Source organism: Marivita sp. NO-S04 (assembly GCF_059070475.1).
In genome coordinates this window covers 2,155,680-2,172,172 of the sequence record NZ_CM180980.1, presented here as the reverse complement: position 1 = coordinate 2,172,172, position 16,493 = coordinate 2,155,680, and the positions used below count along the sequence as shown (strand labels likewise).

Annotated in this window: 16 protein-coding genes; 10 read left to right on the top strand and 6 right to left on the bottom strand. The window is 58.8% G+C overall.

Annotated elements, in window-relative coordinates; all coding sequences use genetic code 11:
- The first annotated feature begins 3 nt into the window (after positions 1–3).
- The 7 genes from ACK3EW_RS11255 to betA are packed head-to-tail and all read left to right on the top strand — an operon-like array spanning position 4 to position 6,709.
- Positions 4–777 (top strand): SDR family NAD(P)-dependent oxidoreductase, encoded by a 774-nt coding sequence (locus tag ACK3EW_RS11255; RefSeq protein WP_493809639.1) that lies wholly within the window; start codon positions 4–6, stop codon positions 775–777.
- Positions 774–1,511, top strand: coding sequence for an SDR family NAD(P)-dependent oxidoreductase (locus ACK3EW_RS11250; RefSeq protein WP_493809638.1), 738 nt, complete (start codon positions 774–776; stop codon positions 1,509–1,511). The genes ACK3EW_RS11255 and ACK3EW_RS11250 overlap by 4 nt, the downstream gene beginning before the upstream one ends.
- A complete protein-coding gene (locus ACK3EW_RS11245) occupies positions 1,508–2,398 on the top strand; it encodes a polysaccharide deacetylase family protein (RefSeq protein ID WP_493809637.1) in 891 nt (296 codons plus the stop codon). The genes ACK3EW_RS11250 and ACK3EW_RS11245 overlap by 4 nt, the downstream gene beginning before the upstream one ends.
- Before the next feature lie 25 nt (positions 2,399–2,423).
- Positions 2,424–3,398 (top strand): ABC transporter substrate-binding protein, encoded by a 975-nt coding sequence (locus ACK3EW_RS11240; RefSeq protein ID WP_493809636.1) that lies wholly within the window; start codon positions 2,424–2,426, stop codon positions 3,396–3,398.
- Positions 3,399–3,416: 18 nt separating this feature from the next.
- Positions 3,417–4,226 (top strand): ABC transporter permease, encoded by an 810-nt coding sequence (locus tag ACK3EW_RS11235; RefSeq protein ID WP_493809635.1) that lies wholly within the window; start codon positions 3,417–3,419, stop codon positions 4,224–4,226.
- Between the two features lie 11 nt (positions 4,227–4,237).
- Positions 4,238–5,020 (top strand): ABC transporter ATP-binding protein, encoded by a 783-nt coding sequence (locus ACK3EW_RS11230; protein ID WP_493809634.1) that lies wholly within the window; start codon positions 4,238–4,240, stop codon positions 5,018–5,020.
- 3 nt (positions 5,021–5,023) lie between these two features.
- Complete coding sequence (betA, locus tag ACK3EW_RS11225; RefSeq protein WP_493809633.1) at positions 5,024–6,709, top strand: choline dehydrogenase; 1,686 nt, start codon at positions 5,024–5,026, stop codon at positions 6,707–6,709.
- A gap of 49 nt (positions 6,710–6,758) precedes the next feature.
- Here betA and ACK3EW_RS11220 read toward each other — a convergent pair whose 3' ends face one another.
- The 6 genes from ACK3EW_RS11220 to ACK3EW_RS11195 all read right to left on the bottom strand — a co-directional run bounded on the left by ACK3EW_RS11220 (position 6,759) and on the right by ACK3EW_RS11195 (position 13,108).
- Positions 6,759–7,682: a PHP domain-containing protein gene (locus ACK3EW_RS11220; RefSeq protein ID WP_493809632.1), complete on the bottom strand. Its 924-nt coding sequence runs from the start codon at positions 7,680–7,682 to the stop codon at positions 6,759–6,761.
- A 28-nt stretch (positions 7,683–7,710) separates the two neighbouring features.
- Positions 7,711–8,568 carry an ABC transporter permease gene (locus ACK3EW_RS11215; RefSeq protein WP_493809631.1) on the bottom strand — a complete coding sequence of 286 codons (858 nt, stop codon included), beginning with the start codon at positions 8,566–8,568 and terminating at the stop codon, positions 7,711–7,713.
- A 3-nt stretch (positions 8,569–8,571) separates the two neighbouring features.
- Positions 8,572–9,504: an ABC transporter permease gene (locus ACK3EW_RS11210; RefSeq protein WP_493809630.1), complete on the bottom strand. Its 933-nt coding sequence runs from the start codon at positions 9,502–9,504 to the stop codon at positions 8,572–8,574.
- Positions 9,501–10,517: an ABC transporter ATP-binding protein gene (locus ACK3EW_RS11205; RefSeq protein WP_493809629.1), complete on the bottom strand. Its 1,017-nt coding sequence runs from the start codon at positions 10,515–10,517 to the stop codon at positions 9,501–9,503. Before ACK3EW_RS11205 ends, ACK3EW_RS11210 begins: the two co-directional genes overlap by 4 nt.
- Positions 10,514–11,503 carry an ABC transporter ATP-binding protein gene (locus ACK3EW_RS11200; protein ID WP_493809628.1) on the bottom strand — a complete coding sequence of 330 codons (990 nt, stop codon included), beginning with the start codon at positions 11,501–11,503 and terminating at the stop codon, positions 10,514–10,516. The genes ACK3EW_RS11205 and ACK3EW_RS11200 overlap by 4 nt, the downstream gene beginning before the upstream one ends.
- A 63-nt stretch (positions 11,504–11,566) precedes the next feature.
- A complete protein-coding gene (locus tag ACK3EW_RS11195; protein ID WP_493809627.1) occupies positions 11,567–13,108 on the bottom strand; it encodes an ABC transporter substrate-binding protein in 1,542 nt (513 codons plus the stop codon).
- Between the two features lie 176 nt (positions 13,109–13,284).
- Between ACK3EW_RS11195 and ACK3EW_RS11190 the strand changes: the two genes are divergently transcribed.
- Genes ACK3EW_RS11190 through ACK3EW_RS11180 form a run of 3 tightly spaced genes read left to right on the top strand, consistent with a single transcriptional unit; the run spans position 13,285 to position 15,838 of the window.
- Positions 13,285–14,004, top strand: coding sequence for a GntR family transcriptional regulator (locus ACK3EW_RS11190; protein WP_493809626.1), 720 nt, complete (start codon positions 13,285–13,287; stop codon positions 14,002–14,004).
- Complete coding sequence (locus ACK3EW_RS11185) at positions 14,001–15,038, top strand: sugar phosphate isomerase/epimerase family protein (RefSeq protein WP_493809625.1); 1,038 nt, start codon at positions 14,001–14,003, stop codon at positions 15,036–15,038. The genes ACK3EW_RS11190 and ACK3EW_RS11185 overlap by 4 nt, the downstream gene beginning before the upstream one ends.
- On the top strand, positions 15,029–15,838 hold the full coding sequence (locus tag ACK3EW_RS11180) for an inositol monophosphatase family protein (RefSeq protein WP_493809624.1): 810 nt from the start codon (positions 15,029–15,031) through the stop codon (positions 15,836–15,838). Before ACK3EW_RS11185 ends, ACK3EW_RS11180 begins: the two co-directional genes overlap by 10 nt.
- Positions 15,839–16,493: the final 655 nt, after the last annotated feature.

The window sequence follows — 16,493 nt, the reverse complement described above, 5'->3', positions numbered from 1 at the left end:
CCCATGGGCAAGGTCTCTTATGATTTCACCGGGCAGACCGTTCTGGTCACGGGCGGCAGCCGCGGGATCGGCTACGGCGTGGCCAAGGGCTTTGCCAAGGCGGGCGCCGAAGTGGTGATCCTGTCCAGCGGCAGTGGCGATCAGGCGGCAAAGGCACTGTCGGCTTTTGGCTCCGTGCGCGCGCTGCGGGCCGATATCACCGACCGGGACCAGATCATCGCGGCGCTGGACAGCGTTGAGAAGATCGACGTGCTGGTCAACAACGCCGGTCTGGAACGGATCACGCCGATTGATGACCCGGATGATGGCGTGGAAGACACCTTTGCCCGGATCATCGACATCAACGTCAAGGGCACTTTTCTGATGACCCGCCATGCCTTGCCCAAGATGGGGGCAGGGGGGCGCATCATCCTGACTGCCTCAATCTGGAGCCGCACTGCCGTGCCCGAGTTTTCGGCCTATGTCTGTTCCAAGCACGCCAATCTGGGCTTCATGCGCTCCGTCGCGCACGAACTGGGCCCGCGCGGGATTACCGTGAATGCCGTTTGCCCCGGTTGGGTCCGGACAGAGGCGGCGATGCTGTCGCTGACAAAGATGTCCGAGGCCACGGGCCAACCCGAGGCAGAGCTTCTGGACGAGATCACCGGCGCGCAGGTTTTGGGCGGATTGCTGGAGCCGGACGATATGGCCGCGCTTTACCTGTTCCTCGCGTCAGATGGCGCGCGCGACATCACCGGACAGGCCTACATGTTGGATCGCGGCGAGGTGATGGCATGAGCCTGCTTGCCGGTCAGATCGTGCTTGTCACCGGCGCCTTTGGCGGGATTGGCGCGGCCTGCGCATTGAAACTTGCAGAACTGGGCGCGCAACTAATCATAACTGACATTCGAGACCCAAAGTCCACCTTTGAGGCCCTGACTGCGCACCCCAAAGAGCATCTTTCGGTTGTAGCGGATGTGTCGGACGAGACTTCTGTCGCCGCGCTGTTTGAACGTATTGATCGCTTCGCGCCCATGCTTACCGGGTTGGTGCATTGCGCAGGTGTCATCCATGAAAAGCCGTTGCTGAAAACGGACATCGCGGACTTTGACCGGGTCATCTCTATCAACCTGCGCGGGACGTTCCTTGTGGGTAGAGAGGCCATTCGCCGTCTCGAAGGGCGCGAAGGACGCATCCTGCTGACCGCCTCGGATTTGGGTGTTTCAGGGCGCGAAACGTTTTCGCCTTATGTGGCCTCCAAGCACGGGGTCATGGGATTGATGCGCTCTTGGGCGAAGGAATTCGGCCCGCGCATCAAGGTCAACGCGCTGTGCCCCGGTCCGATTGATACCGACATGCTGGGGGCTGCGCAGATGTCGCCCGAGTGGCGTGCGCGAGAGCTGGCTATTCCGGCTGAAAGATTTGGAAAGCCTCAGGAAATTGCGGCGATGGCTGCGTTTCTGATGGGGCCGGATGCCGATTTCATCACAGGACAGGGCATCGGCGTTAACGGTGGGAGTGTCATGCCATGATCAAGAACCCAATTCCTTGGCCGGGCGGCGCGAAATGTGCGGCTTGCATCACCTTCGACATGGATGCGGACAGCCTGATCCACATTGCCCATCCCACCGACGGGCACGCCCGTGTGTCGGCAACCTCTATGCTGAAATACGGACCAGAGGTGGCCATCCCGCGCATCGTGGATACCTACGCGGCGCTTGGTATCAAACAGACGTTCTTTATTCCCGCATGGTGCGCCGAGAATTATCCGAAAGCCGTTGAGGCGATCCTGCAGGGTGGCCATGAAATCGGCCAGCACGGGTATTTGCATGAACATCCAAGCGAGCTGGGGGATGACGAAGAGGCTCACTGGTTTCACCGCAGTCGCCAAAGTTTGGAGCAGATCACCGGGCAGAAACCGCGCGGATTTCGCGCGCCGCTCTACAACTTTTCGCACCGGACCGGGCGGCTGATGGCCGAGGCGGGCTTTGCCTATGATGCTTCGCTTATGGGGGATGATCAGCCCTATCTGCTGGAGACCGGCGCTGGGCGCCTTGTAGAGTTGCCCTCGCACTGGGGGCTGGATGACTGGCCGCAATATGTCCAGTCGATGGACCTTGATTACATGATGCCGATCCGCGCCCCGTCTGACGGTTGGCGCGCCTTTGCCGAAGAATTCGAAGCCGCCTACTCCTATGGTGGGCTATGGGTGCCGGTTGTGCATCCCTTTGCCACGGGCCGCCTGTCGCGCTGGATCGTCGTGCACAAATTTCTCGAACAAGTGCTGTCGCGCGGTGACGTCTGGTTCGCACCAATGGAAGAGATCGCCGCCCACGTCACCAAGGTGGTCAACGACGGAAGCTGGACCCCGCGGATCGACGCCGTGCCGTTCTACGACGCCCCGGTCAGGGCGCAATAAGCCAAATCCAACAGGAGAGAATACAATGCCCAACAAGCTCAAGACCCTATTGATTGCCGGTGCCCTCACGTCGGTGTCCGCGCTCGCAGCCCATGCCGAGGCGCTCAAGCTCGCTCATTCCACCTGGGTGGGATACGGGCCGTTCTACATCGCACAGGAAAAAGGGTTCTTCGCCGAAGAGGGCGTCGAGATCGAATTGACGATCATGGAAAGCACTCCCTTGAAAATGGGCGCATTTATGGCTGGTCAAGTGGATATCGTGGCCTCGACCGCCGATGAGTTCCCGACCTATATGCGCGAGGGCAAGCCGCTGAAATACATCCTTGCGGTGGACAATTCCAGCGGCGGGGACGGGGTCGTTGCTAACAAGGACATCGCCTCGGTCGCCGATCTGAAGGGCCGCTCCGTCGCCTTCGAGGAAGGGTCGGTGTCGCAGTTCTTCATCAACGCGCTTCTGCGCCGTGAGGGTCTTACCCAGTCTGACGTCGAAATGATCAATATGACTGCCACCGATGCCGGGCTGGCCTTTACCGCCGGGCGGGTCGATGCCGCCGTCACTTGGGAGCCACATCTGAGCCAGGGCGCCGCGATGGACCATGGCAAGGTACTTGTCAGCAGTGCAGAAACGCCCGGGCTAATCGTCGACGTGGTCGCCGTTCTGGACAGTACCGCAGCCGAGCACGAGGCCGAATTGAAGGGCTTCGTCCGCGCCTGGCAGCGGTCGCTTGATTTTCTGGAATCCAACCCGGACGAGGCCTATCAGATCATGGCTGACGGCGTCGGCGGCTGGCTGGAGGACCCCAATGAATTCAAGGCCGCCGCAACCGGCATCGAATACCTGAGTATCGCGCGCAACACCGAGATGTTTGGAACCCCGGACGCGCCGGGTGTGCTGAGCCAGACCATCGACGATGCCATCGCCATTTGGCGTGACTTGGGTCGGATCAAGCTGGACAGCCTGTCGTCACAGGACCTCGTTGATACGTCGTTCTTGAACTGATCAAGGGGTGCCGAAATCATGGCAAAGCTGAGCTTTACTGACCGATACTTCACGCCGAAACGTGCGATCCCGAAACCTGTCGAGATCAGTACAGGGTTGGTGGTGGCGGCAGCGATCCTGATCGGATGGTATCTGGCCACGGCAACGGGCTTTGTCAGTCGTGATTTTCTGCCATCGCCGCGGGATGTCTGGGTGTCATTCCTGGAAAAGCTTGGCGATGGCAGCCTGAAAAAGCACATTGGGGTGTCTTTGACAGAGATCTATCTGGGCTTTTTCCTGTCCTCCATCATCGCCATCCCTGTTGGAATTTTCATGGGCGGCTTTCGCATCGTCGCCTCCGCGATCGAGCCGGTGGTCAACTTCATGCGCTACCTGCCGGTCACTTCGATGATCCCGCTGCTGATCCTCTGGATCGGGATCGGACTTGAGCAGAAGATCGCCGTGATTTTCCTTGGCACCTTCTTTCAGCAGATCGTCATGGTTTCGGACGTGGCGCGCGGTGTGCATGGCGATTTGTTCAACGTCTCTTACACCTTGGGGGCCAGCAGGGGGCAGATTGTCCGGCGGGTACTGCTTCCGGCAACGCTGCCGGGCATCTTCGACACGCTTCGGGTGACCATGGGGTGGGCCTGGACGTTTCTTGTGGTGGCCGAACTGGTCGCTGCAAACGCGGGGCTTGGCTACATGATCCTGCAATCCATGCGCGGCTTTGATCCGGCTGGGATTTTCGTGGGCATCTTCGTGATCGGCTTTCTTGGGTTGGGCACGGATCTGATCTTCAAATGGCTCAAGCGTCTGGCGCTGCCCTGGGAAAACCTGGGTCGATAAGGAGAACGGATATGGGTGAGGTCTTGCTTGATAACGTAAACGTCCGATTTGGGTCGGACCCGGCAAACTGGATTGTGGCGCTGGAAAACCTGACGCTGGAGATCCCCGATCAGCAGTTCGCGGTCATCGTCGGTCCATCGGGCTGCGGGAAATCCAGCACGCTAGACCTGATTGCAGGGCTCAATCAGGCAACGGAAGGGCGCACGCTGGTGGACGGTGTGACCATCGAAAAACCCGGCGCTGACAGGGGAATGGTGCCGCAAAGCTATACGCTTTTCCCGTGGCTGACGGTTCAGAAGAATGTGGAATTCGGCCTTTCCGTTAACGGCACATCAAGCGCCGAACGCGTTGAGCGCGCGCGCCACTATGTCGATGCTGTTGGCCTGACCCGCTTTGCTGACAGCTACCCTTCGCAATTGTCCGGCGGGATGAAACAACGGGTGGCCATTGCACGGGCGCTGGCAGTGAACCCCGAAGTGCTGTTGATGGACGAACCCTTTGGCGCGCTCGACAGCCAGACCCGTTCGGTCATGCAGGAACTGCTGCTGAAGATCTGGCAGGAAGAGCGCAAGACCGTGCTTTTCATCACCCACGACATTGATGAAGCGGTGTTTCTTGGCGACGTGGTCTACGTGATGTCAGCCCGCCCGGGCCGGATCATCGACACGATCCCGGTCGAGATTGAGCGCCCGCGCGACTACACGGTGCTGACCAGCCCGGAATTCATCACCTTGAAAAAACGCATCATGACCAACCTGCACGCAGAAGTTGGCAAAGCGCTGGAGATGAGCTGAACGATGGCGGAAGAATTCGACTATGTGATCGTTGGCGCCGGGTCCGCAGGCTGCGTTCTGGCAGCGCGGCTGACCGAGGACCCCAAGGTCAGCGTTCTGGTGCTGGAATTTGGCGGCTCGGATACCAACCCGATCATCCAGATGCCCTCGGCTTTTTCGATGCCGATGAATACCAAGACCTATAACTGGAAGTACGAAACTCAGCCCGAACCGGGCCTCAAGGGGCGTCGCATTCATTGCCCACGCGGCAAAGTGCTTGGCGGGTCGTCGTCGATCAACGGGCTGGTTTATGTGCGCGGTCATCCGCGTGACTTTGACCAATGGGAGGCAATGGGCGCCGCTGGATGGGGTCATGCCAGCTGTCTTCCCTATTTCAAGAAATCCGAGAGCTTTCAGGAAGGTGGCGATAGCACCTACCGTGGGCAGAGCGGGCCGCTGAACGTCAACAACGGGAACGGGATGAAAAACCCGCTCTATGGCGCCTTTGTGCAGGCTGGGGTTGAGGCAGGCTATATCAAGACAGACGATCCTAACGGCTATCTACAAGAGGGTTTTGGGCCGATGCATATGACCGTCAAGAACGGTGTGCGCTGGTCCGCGGCAAAGGCCTATCTGCGCCCGGCGATGGAGCGGCCCAACCTTGAAGTGCGCACCAAGGCCATGACCCGGCGTGTGCTGCTGAAAGACGGTCGCGCCATCGGTGTGGAATACGACCGGGGTGGCAGCACCCGTCAGGTCAGTGCCCGGCGCGAGGTGATCGTTTCCAGCGGCCCCATCGGTTCGCCGCATCTGCTGCAACGCTCTGGCATTGGTCCAGCGGCGGTGCTGAAAAAGGCCGGGGTTGAGGTACTGCACAATCTGCCCGGTGTGGGCGAGAACCTGCAGGATCACGCCGAGATCTACATCCAGTTCGCCTGCAAACAGCCTTTGACGCTAAACACCAAGATGAACTGGTTCTCTAAAGGGTTGATCGGACTGCAGTGGTTGCTGACCAAACAAGGTCTTGGTGCCACGAACCACTTTGAAGCGGGCGGTTTCATCCGGTCGTCAAAAGATGTGGAATGGCCGGATATCCAGTACCACTTCCTGCCCGCAGCAGTGCGATATGACGGCCATTCGCCGGTCAAGGGGCATGGTTTCATGATCCTGACTGGGCCAAACAAACCCAAAAGCCGGGGATATGTGCGCCTGACCTCGTCTGACCCCTATGTCCACCCGCATATCCTGTTCAACTATCTGGACCGGGAAGAGGACCGCAAAGGCTTTCGCGATTGTATCCGACTGACCCGCGAGGTCATGGCGCAACCAGCCATGGATGCTTTCAACGATGGTGAGATCGCGCCCGGTCCGGGGGTTAGCACCGATGACCAAATGGACGATTTTGTACGCGACAATTTGGAAAGCACCTATCATCCCTGCGGGTCTTGCCGGATGGGGGTGGATGACATGGCGGTGGTTGATCCGGAACTGAAGGTTCATGGCATCGACGGGCTGAGGGTGGTGGACAGCTCTGTCTTCCCGTCAGAGCCGAACGGCAACCTGAACGCCCCCACGATGATGCTGGCCGAACGTGCTGCTGATCTGATCGCCGGGCGGCCTGTTCTGGCACCTGAAAACGCACCCGTCGGCGCATCCGAAGGCATCGGCCAAAGCCAACGCCCCAATGCGCCACTGCGATCCTTAAGCTGACAAAGCAAGGCGCGCAGCGCTTGTCGCGCTCTGCGCAGCCTGCCAAAGGTCAATCGCGCCAGATCGGGTTCGTCCAGGCGCGTTTTCCGGCTGCATCCACAATGGTGACCCTCAGCCATGGAGAGGGGGCCAGCTTGTCGAACGGCAGCACAGTGCGTGTCATCGAATGGCCATGGCGCACAACAGTGCGGGTGCTCTTGCCCTGAAGGATCACCGCGCTGACGGCAGAGCTTGACACCTCGACGTGATCGTCCCCCCAGACAACATCGTGAAACTCCGGCCCGGTGGACGCGTAATAGGCGCCCTCCTTCAAGGCAGAGAGAAGGGCAGGGGCAGTGTTTTCACGCGCTTTGACCATGACCCAGCCGCCGAAATGGTCTGGCTCGAAGAAATGAGCATCATCCGTGGCGCACAGCGTCAGTTTTCGCCCGGCCGCCAAAAGCCGCTCATAGATGTGAAACCCATAGCCTCGGTCGCATCCGTTAAAGCAGCCGTGGTTGTAGACTTCGACGGCATGCGCCGCCTCAATGGATGCGGCATCCGCCAGCGTCATTTGCGACCAGTCAGGATGCGCGATGGCCACGAAAGCGCCCGCATCCCGGGCGCGCTGCGCAAGCGCGGGGGCGCTTTCCTGCGCCGTGATGCGCTGGAAATCAGGGGCATCAGGCGGCGCGAAATCGGCTGGCAGCCCAACGGCAAGAATGTGCCAGATCTCGCCGTTTTCCATCGCACTGGTATGCAGCTCTGCCCCAAGGATGGCTGTGAAACTCTTGTCCGCAAAGGCGCTGATATCGGTCAGCGGATAGTCAAACAGCCCGACAAAATGATCGGTCATGGCCAGAAAGTCATACCCTTCGGCCTTGTATCGTCGGACGACTTCTTCGGGCTCCAATACACCGTCCGAGCGGGTCGAATGGGTATGGATGTTGCCGCGCCAGAATGAGCCTGGCTGTTTGAACGGATCTGTGCCCAACTGTGGCGTTCCTTCATCGGATTTTGGGTTATCGACTGGTTGGGTCCAACTGATCACGCACCCAGTCGCCGACCAGAGCGAAGGCCAAAGTAGTGACAAAAATGACCAAGGCCGGGATCGTGGCGAGCCACCAGGCATTCAGCAGGAAGTCCCGCCCAAAGCCGACCATGTTGCCCAAACTTGTCATCGGCGGCTGAATGCCCAGCCCCAGAAAGCTGAGAGAGGTCTCGAGCATGATTGTCTGAGGGAAATTCAACGTCATGTTCACGATCAAGGCGTTGGCGATATTGGGCAGGATGTGGCGCCCATAGATGCGCAGCGGCGAGGCGCCCAATGTCTTGACGGCCACGGCATAGCCCTGGGTCATCGCCGACAAAGCCAAGCCGCGGGCGATCCGAGCGTACCGCTCCCAGCCATAAAGCCCCATCAGCAGGATAAACAACGTCAGGCTGTTGCCTGCAAAGGCGACGACCGCCAGAGCGAGGATCATAAAGGGCAAAGCCGCCTGATAGTCGATCCCGACCATCACCAGATCATCGACGATGCCGCCAAAGCGGGCCGCCAGCAAGCCGATCAGCGTTCCCAGAACCGCCCCGATTACCGTGCCAAGCAGCGCCACCAAAAGGCTGATGCGGATCGACACCACAAGGCGGCTGAGAACATCGCGACCCAAGTTGTCGGTGCCGAAGATATGGCTCCAGCTGCCGCCCTCCATCCAGACCGGTGGGGCAAAACGGGCGCGCAGGTTCATAGCCTGAAAGTCGTGCGGCTGCCAGAAGTCAAGGGTAAGCGCGATCAGAACCATCGCAATCAGCCAGCCAAAGGACAGACCGACGATGACGGGAACTTTGATCTTTGGCCGTGCTGTAAGATCTTGATCACTCATGGCTTATTCTCCGGACCTTGCACTGCCTACGCGCGGATCGAGCCAGCCATAAAGAAGATCAATGGTCAGGTTGGTCACAACCATCGAGACCGCGATGAACATCACGATGATCTGGACCACCGCCAGATCGCGATTGGACACCGAGGTGACCAGCAAGCGCCCAAGACCGGGCCAGGAAAACACCGTTTCCGTGACAACGCCGCCCGCGATCAGCGTGCCGACGAAAAACCCGGTGATGGTCACCAGAGGGATCGCGGCATTGGGCAGCGCATGTTTCCAGACCGTCGCATTCCGGCGCAGACCCTTGGCGCGCGCTGTGCGCATATAGGGCTGGTACAGGGCCTCCAGCATCGCCGACCGGGTGAAGCGGGCAAAGACGGCGGCCTCGGCCAGCCCCATTGTCAGAACCGGCAGAACAAGATGCTGCCAAGTGCCGCTTCCGCCGGTCGGCAGCCATCTGAGAAAGACGGAGAATGTCAGGATCAGGAAAATCCCCAGCACAAAGTTTGGCAAACTGAAGCCTGCAACAGAGGCTGTCATCGTCAAGCGGTCGATCCAGCTGTTGCGATGGATCGCCGCCAGAACCCCCATTGGAATGCCGACGAGCAGCGTGAAAATGGCCGTCACGCCCATGAGCAGGACAGTCTTGGGAACCCGCTCCATCACGGCTGTCATGGCATCGCGTTCCTCGAAGTAGGAATAGCCGAAATCGCCGCGCAGACAATTCCATAGGAATTGCAGGTATTGCTGCCAGATGGGATCGTTCAGCCCCCATTTTTCGCGAAATTGTTCAAGCGCGCGCGGATCGGCCTCGATCCCAAGCACATACATGGCTGGATCGCCCGTCAGGCGCAGCACCACAAAGACCGTGGTCACGATAAGGATTACCGTCAAAAGGGCACGGGCCAGTTTCTGAAGCACAAAGCGCAGAGTCATGACACCAGCCCCGGACCGCTGTCGGGGAGTGCCTTGAAACAGGCCGCGACGTGGCCGGGGCCCATGGCCTGCTCCTCGGGCTCAGCAGCTTTGCACGACGCGTCCGCCAAAGCACACCGGGGATGAAACCGGCAGCCGGGTGGCGGGTCGATGGGGCTGGGCGGCTCACCTTGCAGCATGATGCGGCTGGATTTGGCGCCCGGTTCGGGGACCGGGATCGCCGAAATCAGGGCCTGGGTATAGGGGTGGCGGGGATTTGCGAAAATGGCGTCCGCCGGTCCTTGCTCGACGATCTTGCCCAGATACATCACGGCCAGACGGTCGCAGAGGTGGCGCACGACCGACAGGTCATGGCTGATGAACAGGATCGTCAGGCCCATCTCGCGGCGCAGCTTTTGCAGCAGGTTGATGATCTGGGCCTGAATGGACACATCCAGCGCCGAGATCGGCTCGTCACAGACCAGCAGTTCCGGCTCCAGGATCAGTGCACGGGCCAGTACGACACGTTGCCTCTGGCCGCCGCTCAGCTCGTGCGGGTATTTGGAAAACTGGTGCGGCCTAAGCCCAACCAGTTCAAGGATCTCCCCGGCGCGGGTCTTGCGGTCTTTGGCCTCACCGATGGCGTGAATGGTCAGCGGCTCGACCACCTGATCCAGCACCACCATCCGTGGATCAAGTGCGCCCAATGGGTCCTGAAAAACATACTGGATGCGGCGCCTCAAAGGCTTCCACTCGGTATCGGAAAGCCCCAGCAGAGACTGTCCGTCAAAGGTAATCTCGCCCTGCGAGACACGCGCCATATTCAGGATCAGTTTCGCGGTCGTGCTCTTGCCGCAGCCGCTTTCGCCGACGACGCCGAATACCTCACCCCGGAGGATGTCGAAACTGACACCACTGACAGCCTGCAGTTTTTTTGGTGGTCCAAAAAGCGTCTCTCTCTGAGAAGTGTTGAACACACAATGTGCGTCTTTCACGGTCACGATCGGGTCGGCGGTTTGGGGGGCGTGGATCATTGCGCGGCGCCTCCCGATCTGTCACAGGGATTGAAACAGGCGCAAGCGGTTCCACCTGAGGCGGCGCTCAACGCAGGGGTTTCGCTGTCACATCGGGGCAGCTTGCGTGCGCAGCGCGCCGCAAAATCGCATCCCGACCCCAGCTCGGTCGGCAAGGGCACAACGCCTGGCACCGGTGAAAGATAGCCCTTGGCCTGATCCACCCGTGGCAAGGACGCCAAAAGCCCGCGTGTGTAGGGATGGCGCGGATTGGCAAAGACATCGCGAACGCGGCCGCTTTCGATGATGCGGCCGCAATACATCACGTAAATCCGATCACAAACCTCTGCCACCACACCAAGGTCATGGGTGACCAGAATGACTGACATATCGCGCCTGTCGCGAAGGGTTTTCAGCAGGTCCATGATCTGGGCCTGGACCGTCACATCCAGCGCCGTTGTCGGCTCATCCGCGATCAGCAGGTCCGGGTCGCCTGCCAGCATCATGGCAATCATCACACGCTGGCTAAGCCCGCCGGACAATTGATGCGGATAGTTTGACAGGCGCTTTTCTGGCTCGGGCACGCCGACATCGCGGAGCAACTGGATCGCCCGGTCGCGCAGCGCCGATCCGCCAAAGCGCGATGGGCTGTTGATGCGAATGGCCTCGGTCAGCTGTTTGCCGATGCGTTTCACCGGGTTAAGCGCGCTCATCGGATCCTGAAAGATCATCGCCATCTCATTGCCGCGCAGAGTGCTCATGGCGGCGTCGTTGGTGGGCTTGATCTTTTGGCCCTTCCAAAACACGTCGCCGCCGAGTTTGGAAGTGTCGTCCAGAAGGCCCATCGCAGCCATGCAGGTCACGCTTTTGCCACAGCCGCTTTCGCCGACCAACCCGACGATTTCGCCCTTGGAAATGGACAGATCGACGCCCCGCACCACGGGCACTTCGTTATCGCCGATGACGAAACGCAGGCTGAGATCATCAAGTTGCAGCAGTGATGTCACGGTCTCGCGCTCCTGAGGGCAGGGGAGGATGGTGGGGCGATCAAAGGCCGCCCCGCCAATATATCAGTTCGAAAAGCTCAGGGAATTTGCGCTGAAATCCATGAAGCCGGTATCTGTCGGCACCCAGTTGATGTTGTTGCGCACGCCATAAAACATCGGCAGCGTGTGCAGGTAGGTGCCCGGCGGATCGGTGCGCTCGTAAATCTCAAGCATGCCGCGCATGGCTTCGATTCTTTCCGGCGTTTCCCCGAGCTGAAGCGCCGCTCCAAGGGCGTTGAACTCTGCGCTTTCGTAGGTGCCGTTCACCTGGAACCAACCGTTTGGCCCGTAAAGGCGATAGATCTGGCCGAGGGGATCGGGGTATTCGGCACTGTTGGACCAGTTGAAGATGCCACGGCCTTCGGCAACATCTTCGATCTGACCCCAGTTCTCGACCAGCTCCAGCTTGATGTTGAGTCCGACCTGACGCCACATCTCGGCCAAAATCTGGGCGGTGTCGACTTCGCCGGTATAATAGTCCTGAAGATAACGGTACGATATTTCCTCGCCGTTATAACCTGCCTCTTTCAGAAGAGCTTTGGCCTTTTCTGGGTCATAGCCTGTGCCTTCATGATCCGCGATGTAGAGATCGCCGAAGATTTTCATCTGCAAACCATTGGGAACTGTCACCCGGCCGCCGAACATGGCGTCAACAATCAGATCGCGGTCGATGGCAAGGCTTAGTGCCTGACGAATGCGAACATCCTGCAGCTGCGGGTTTTTCTCATCATAGATGATGACACGGATGTTCCGGATCGGACCGCCGGCGATGGTCAGCTCATCATTCGCGTCCAGCACCGGGAACTGATCAACGGTCAGTTCGGTGATGAAGTCGTATTCGCCCGTCGTAAGGCCGGCAATGCGCGAGGCCATTTCCGGAACGATCTTGAAGGTCACGCTGCTAGCAGGGACTGCGCCGCCCCAATACGCGTCATTTGCGTCAAGGCGGATGTAATCGCCATGCACCACTTCGCCGATCTTGTAGGGTCCTGTTCCAACAGGGCTCTGCACCCAGGATTCCCAGCTGCCCGCCGCCTCATAGGCGTCCTCGCAGACCATTTCCGTCATCCAGTTGGCAAAGCGCAACTCGATCAGCGGATCACGCTCCTTGAAACGGATTTGAACGGTGTGGCTGTCTTTGACATCAACCGACTCAAGCCCGCCAAGGAATTGTTGCGCAATTGCCCAGCCGGGGGCGTCTTCGCCCATGAAACGCGTAGGCCCAAGGCTGAAAGCGACATCACTTGCATCGAAATCTTCGCCGTTGTGGCATGTCACGCCGGGACGGATTTTGAATTCTACCGTGCGCCCGTCAATGCGGCTCCAGCTTTCGGCCAGACCGGGGACGAGTGCGCCGTCGTTTTGCGAATCCGTCCGGATAAGAGTCTCCAGCACGTTTTTCATGACGCGGGCGTTGACGTTGGAATTCTCTGCCATCGGGTCAAGGCGCGGCGGGTTGAGCGTTACCGCGACAGTTAGGTCGGGGCGCTCATCCGCCCAGCCGGCCGATCCCCCGATTGCCAAAGCACCAAACAGGGCGCAGGTACGCCAAGTCGCTTTGTTCATCCTCTTGTTCCTCCAAGTTGCCATCGTGTTCTCATGTTCAGTCGAAAAAGGTCACGGTTGAACGTTTCTATTTTTGGTTTAAACCAAGAATAGCTTGCGTAACATACGACGGCAATGCAACAGTTTCGTTTCACTGGTCGAAAAATTCGGCCCCGGGATTGGAATTCGATTAAATTATGAACGTGGATTCGGGAGCTGATCAGGAAACTTGGGCCGGGAAGGCGCTCCGAAACCTTAAGGCCGCCCTGAACGAATCACGCTGGAAGCCGGGCGAAAAACTCCCGACCGAACGCGAATTGGCCGAGATGCTGGGCGTAAAACGCATGTCTTTGCGGCAGGCCTTGCTGGCGCTTGAAAACGACGGCTCGATCTTTCGCATTGACCGCCGGGGTTGGTACATCTCGCAACCCCGGTTCATCTATGATCCGCAACAGCACATCAGCTTTCAGCAGGCCGCAGCTGCTCAGGGCTCGGCCAATTGGCTTGATACCAGCAAAGACTACATCAAAGCGGCTGGCGCAGATGTCGCCCGCTTTGGCGTTGCCGAGGGCGCGCGGCTTCTCAGGGTTCAGGGGTGGGGCGCTTTCAACGGCCATCGGATCTTTGCGCACGACGTGCGTATCAATTGCGCTCTTGCCCCCGACTATGCGGATCGACTTGCCGATCGGTCCTTTACCGCCATCTGGACCGAAGACTACGGGATTGAGCCCAAACTGAGCGATCTGATGATCCGTCCGGTCCGCCTTGAGGGTGACCCTCAACAGGTGTTGGGCTGCACAAGCGGTGCGCCCGGTCTTTATATTCGCAGGGTGAAATCGGATGCACAGGGTCGCGTCATTCAGATCGACCGCGAATTCTGGCGTTTTGAGGCTCTTGAAATAAGGTTCAGCCTATGAGCGCGCGCGCCGAAACCATAAGGGACGCAGCCCTTCCACCACTTTATGCACAGGACGCTGAAACCTTGATCCGCCGGATAGAGGGGATTGCGCTATATACACATGCCTATTCCTTGCATCTGAATTTTCGCTACGGCGGTTTCACTCCCTGCGATTTGTTGGATTTCGCGGCGAAACACGGGCACCACGGGGTGAAGATTCATCTTGAGGATGGCGAAGAGGCAAGTCTTGGCCGCATGGATGGCGCCAGTCTGGCGCGGTTTGGGCAAAAGGCGAGGCAACTGGGTCTCGATGTGCATCTGGAAATCAGCGAAACCGAAGTTCAATCCTTGCGCAAAGCCATTCTTGTCGGCCATCAGACCGGCGCCACCTCGATCAGGTGCTATCCCCGTTACGAAGGGCGGGTCTCTGACGTTATCGCACGGGCGATTGAGGATTTACGCCACCTGCAAGAGCTTGATCCGGGAGGACAATTCCTCTTCACAGTGGAGCAGCACGAGGATCTGACCGGGGCGGAACTGGTCCGGATTGTCGAGGCGGTCGGCAACCCCAATCTGTCGCTGATGTTCGATTTCACCAATATGATCAATGCCTATGAGCACCCGCTTGACGCCCTGCGCGCGATGGCTGCGCATATCACCGAGGTGCATATCAAGGACGCGAAGGTCGTCGACGACAAAGGCGGCTGGGGACAACGGTGCTGTCGCAGTGGCGAGGGCGAAATTCCTCAGGCGCGGCTTTTGATGGAATTGCTCTTGCTGGGTAAGGATGAGCCACAGGTGCGTGCCTTCGGGCTTGAGGAGGAAGTGGGTTATTTCTCGCCCCCATATCGGTTTCCGGGCGAGGAGCAAGACCCATACATTCCCCACCGCGCCCTAAGTGAAACCAAGCTTGACCCAGAGGCCAACCTGCAAGAACTCCTTGCACGCGAAGTGGCCGACGCGGAACATCTGTGTTCTCACATTCTGAAGCTTTTGAAACAGTTGCGCGACCACGCAACCGATAGCCTTGGGGCGACCTCACGATGTATATGAAAAACCAAAATCCTGTCGATGCGCCCGTGGCGGCTCTGGCGCTTGCGATGCGCATGGCTGACGAAGTGGGGCACATCGCAAGACGGTTTTTTCGCACTCGGCCGGAAGTGGCCAGAAAACAGGATGAGAGCCCGGTCACCATCGCGGACCGCGAAATCGAGATGGTCCTGCGCGACAGAATACGCGCGGCCTTTCCTGACCACGGCATCCGCGGTGAGGAATATGCCAACCATCAGCCATCGGCCGACTGGTGTTGGCATCTTGATCCGATCGATGGCACAAAGTCGTTCCTGTCTGGCTCGCTTTGCTTTGGCACGCAAATAGCGCTGACCCATCTTGGCAGGCCGGTTCTGGGCCTGATAGATCAGCCGATCACTGGCGAGCGCTGGATCTCTGAAAACGGTCGCGCCACGCGACTCAATCATGAAACCGCCAAAACCAGCCCCTGCGAGGACCTGGCGAATGCGGTCATGTACACCTCTGATCCCTACCTCTTTTCTGATGAAAATGCCGAAAAATTCGCCACCCTGCGCAGGTCTGTTTTGCTGACACGATATTCGCATGATTGTTATGCTGCCGGTTTGCTCGCCATCGGTCAAATTGATCTGCTGGTCGAGACGGGCGTTCACGCCTACGACATCGCTGCACAGATCCCTGTTATTCAGGGCGCTGGCGGGATAGTCAGCGATTGGAGCGGAAATCCCCCGCAGCTCGAACATCAGGGAGAGTTTCTTGCAGCAGCTACGTCGCAGCTGCACGCACGCGCACTGGCGATCCTCCGTGGCATTTCATCAAGCTGACGCGGTATGGGCGGCATTGGCCCCGCTTCCTTTCTAAGGTCAGCAACTGAAAGCACGCATGCTCGTCAACGAACTACTCGTCCTTAAAGTCTTGAACCATATCGCGGGGCAGCGGCGCGCTTGATCCGGGCTGTGGGATTGTTGTGCACCCGGGGTGAGCATAGGTTTGGAGCGCTCATGCGCATCTGGCTGTGGTAGTCCGATAAGAACCGGTCGCTTGCGGCCGGAACGGGAATGCGTGCGACGATGTTCTTACAGTACTTCACAGCCGACGTTATTATGGTGTCCAACTTTGAATATTAGGGCCGGCTGACGACGACAGCCGGACTCGCCATCCTGATCGGTGACAACGTCGGATCAGCAGTGGTCACGCAGCTTTTGATGGTGCGCCAACCCGATCAAGCGGACGGAAACGCCCTGTTCAGGTTCGGCCAACTCGGGTGATTTGCCGGCTCGGTTTCAATTAACTGAAATCTACCCCGTGTAGCTTGGATGGGCTCAAGCCATCCTAAGTGAATTTCCTGCACATGTTTGAAAGGAATGTCGCAGAAAGAAAAAAAGGCTATCGATGTCGAGCGATACAACGTCCGAATGCTGACCCAACATTGGTTGTCACCAAGTCAAAATGGGCGTGGAGGGGATGTAATCGGACGCA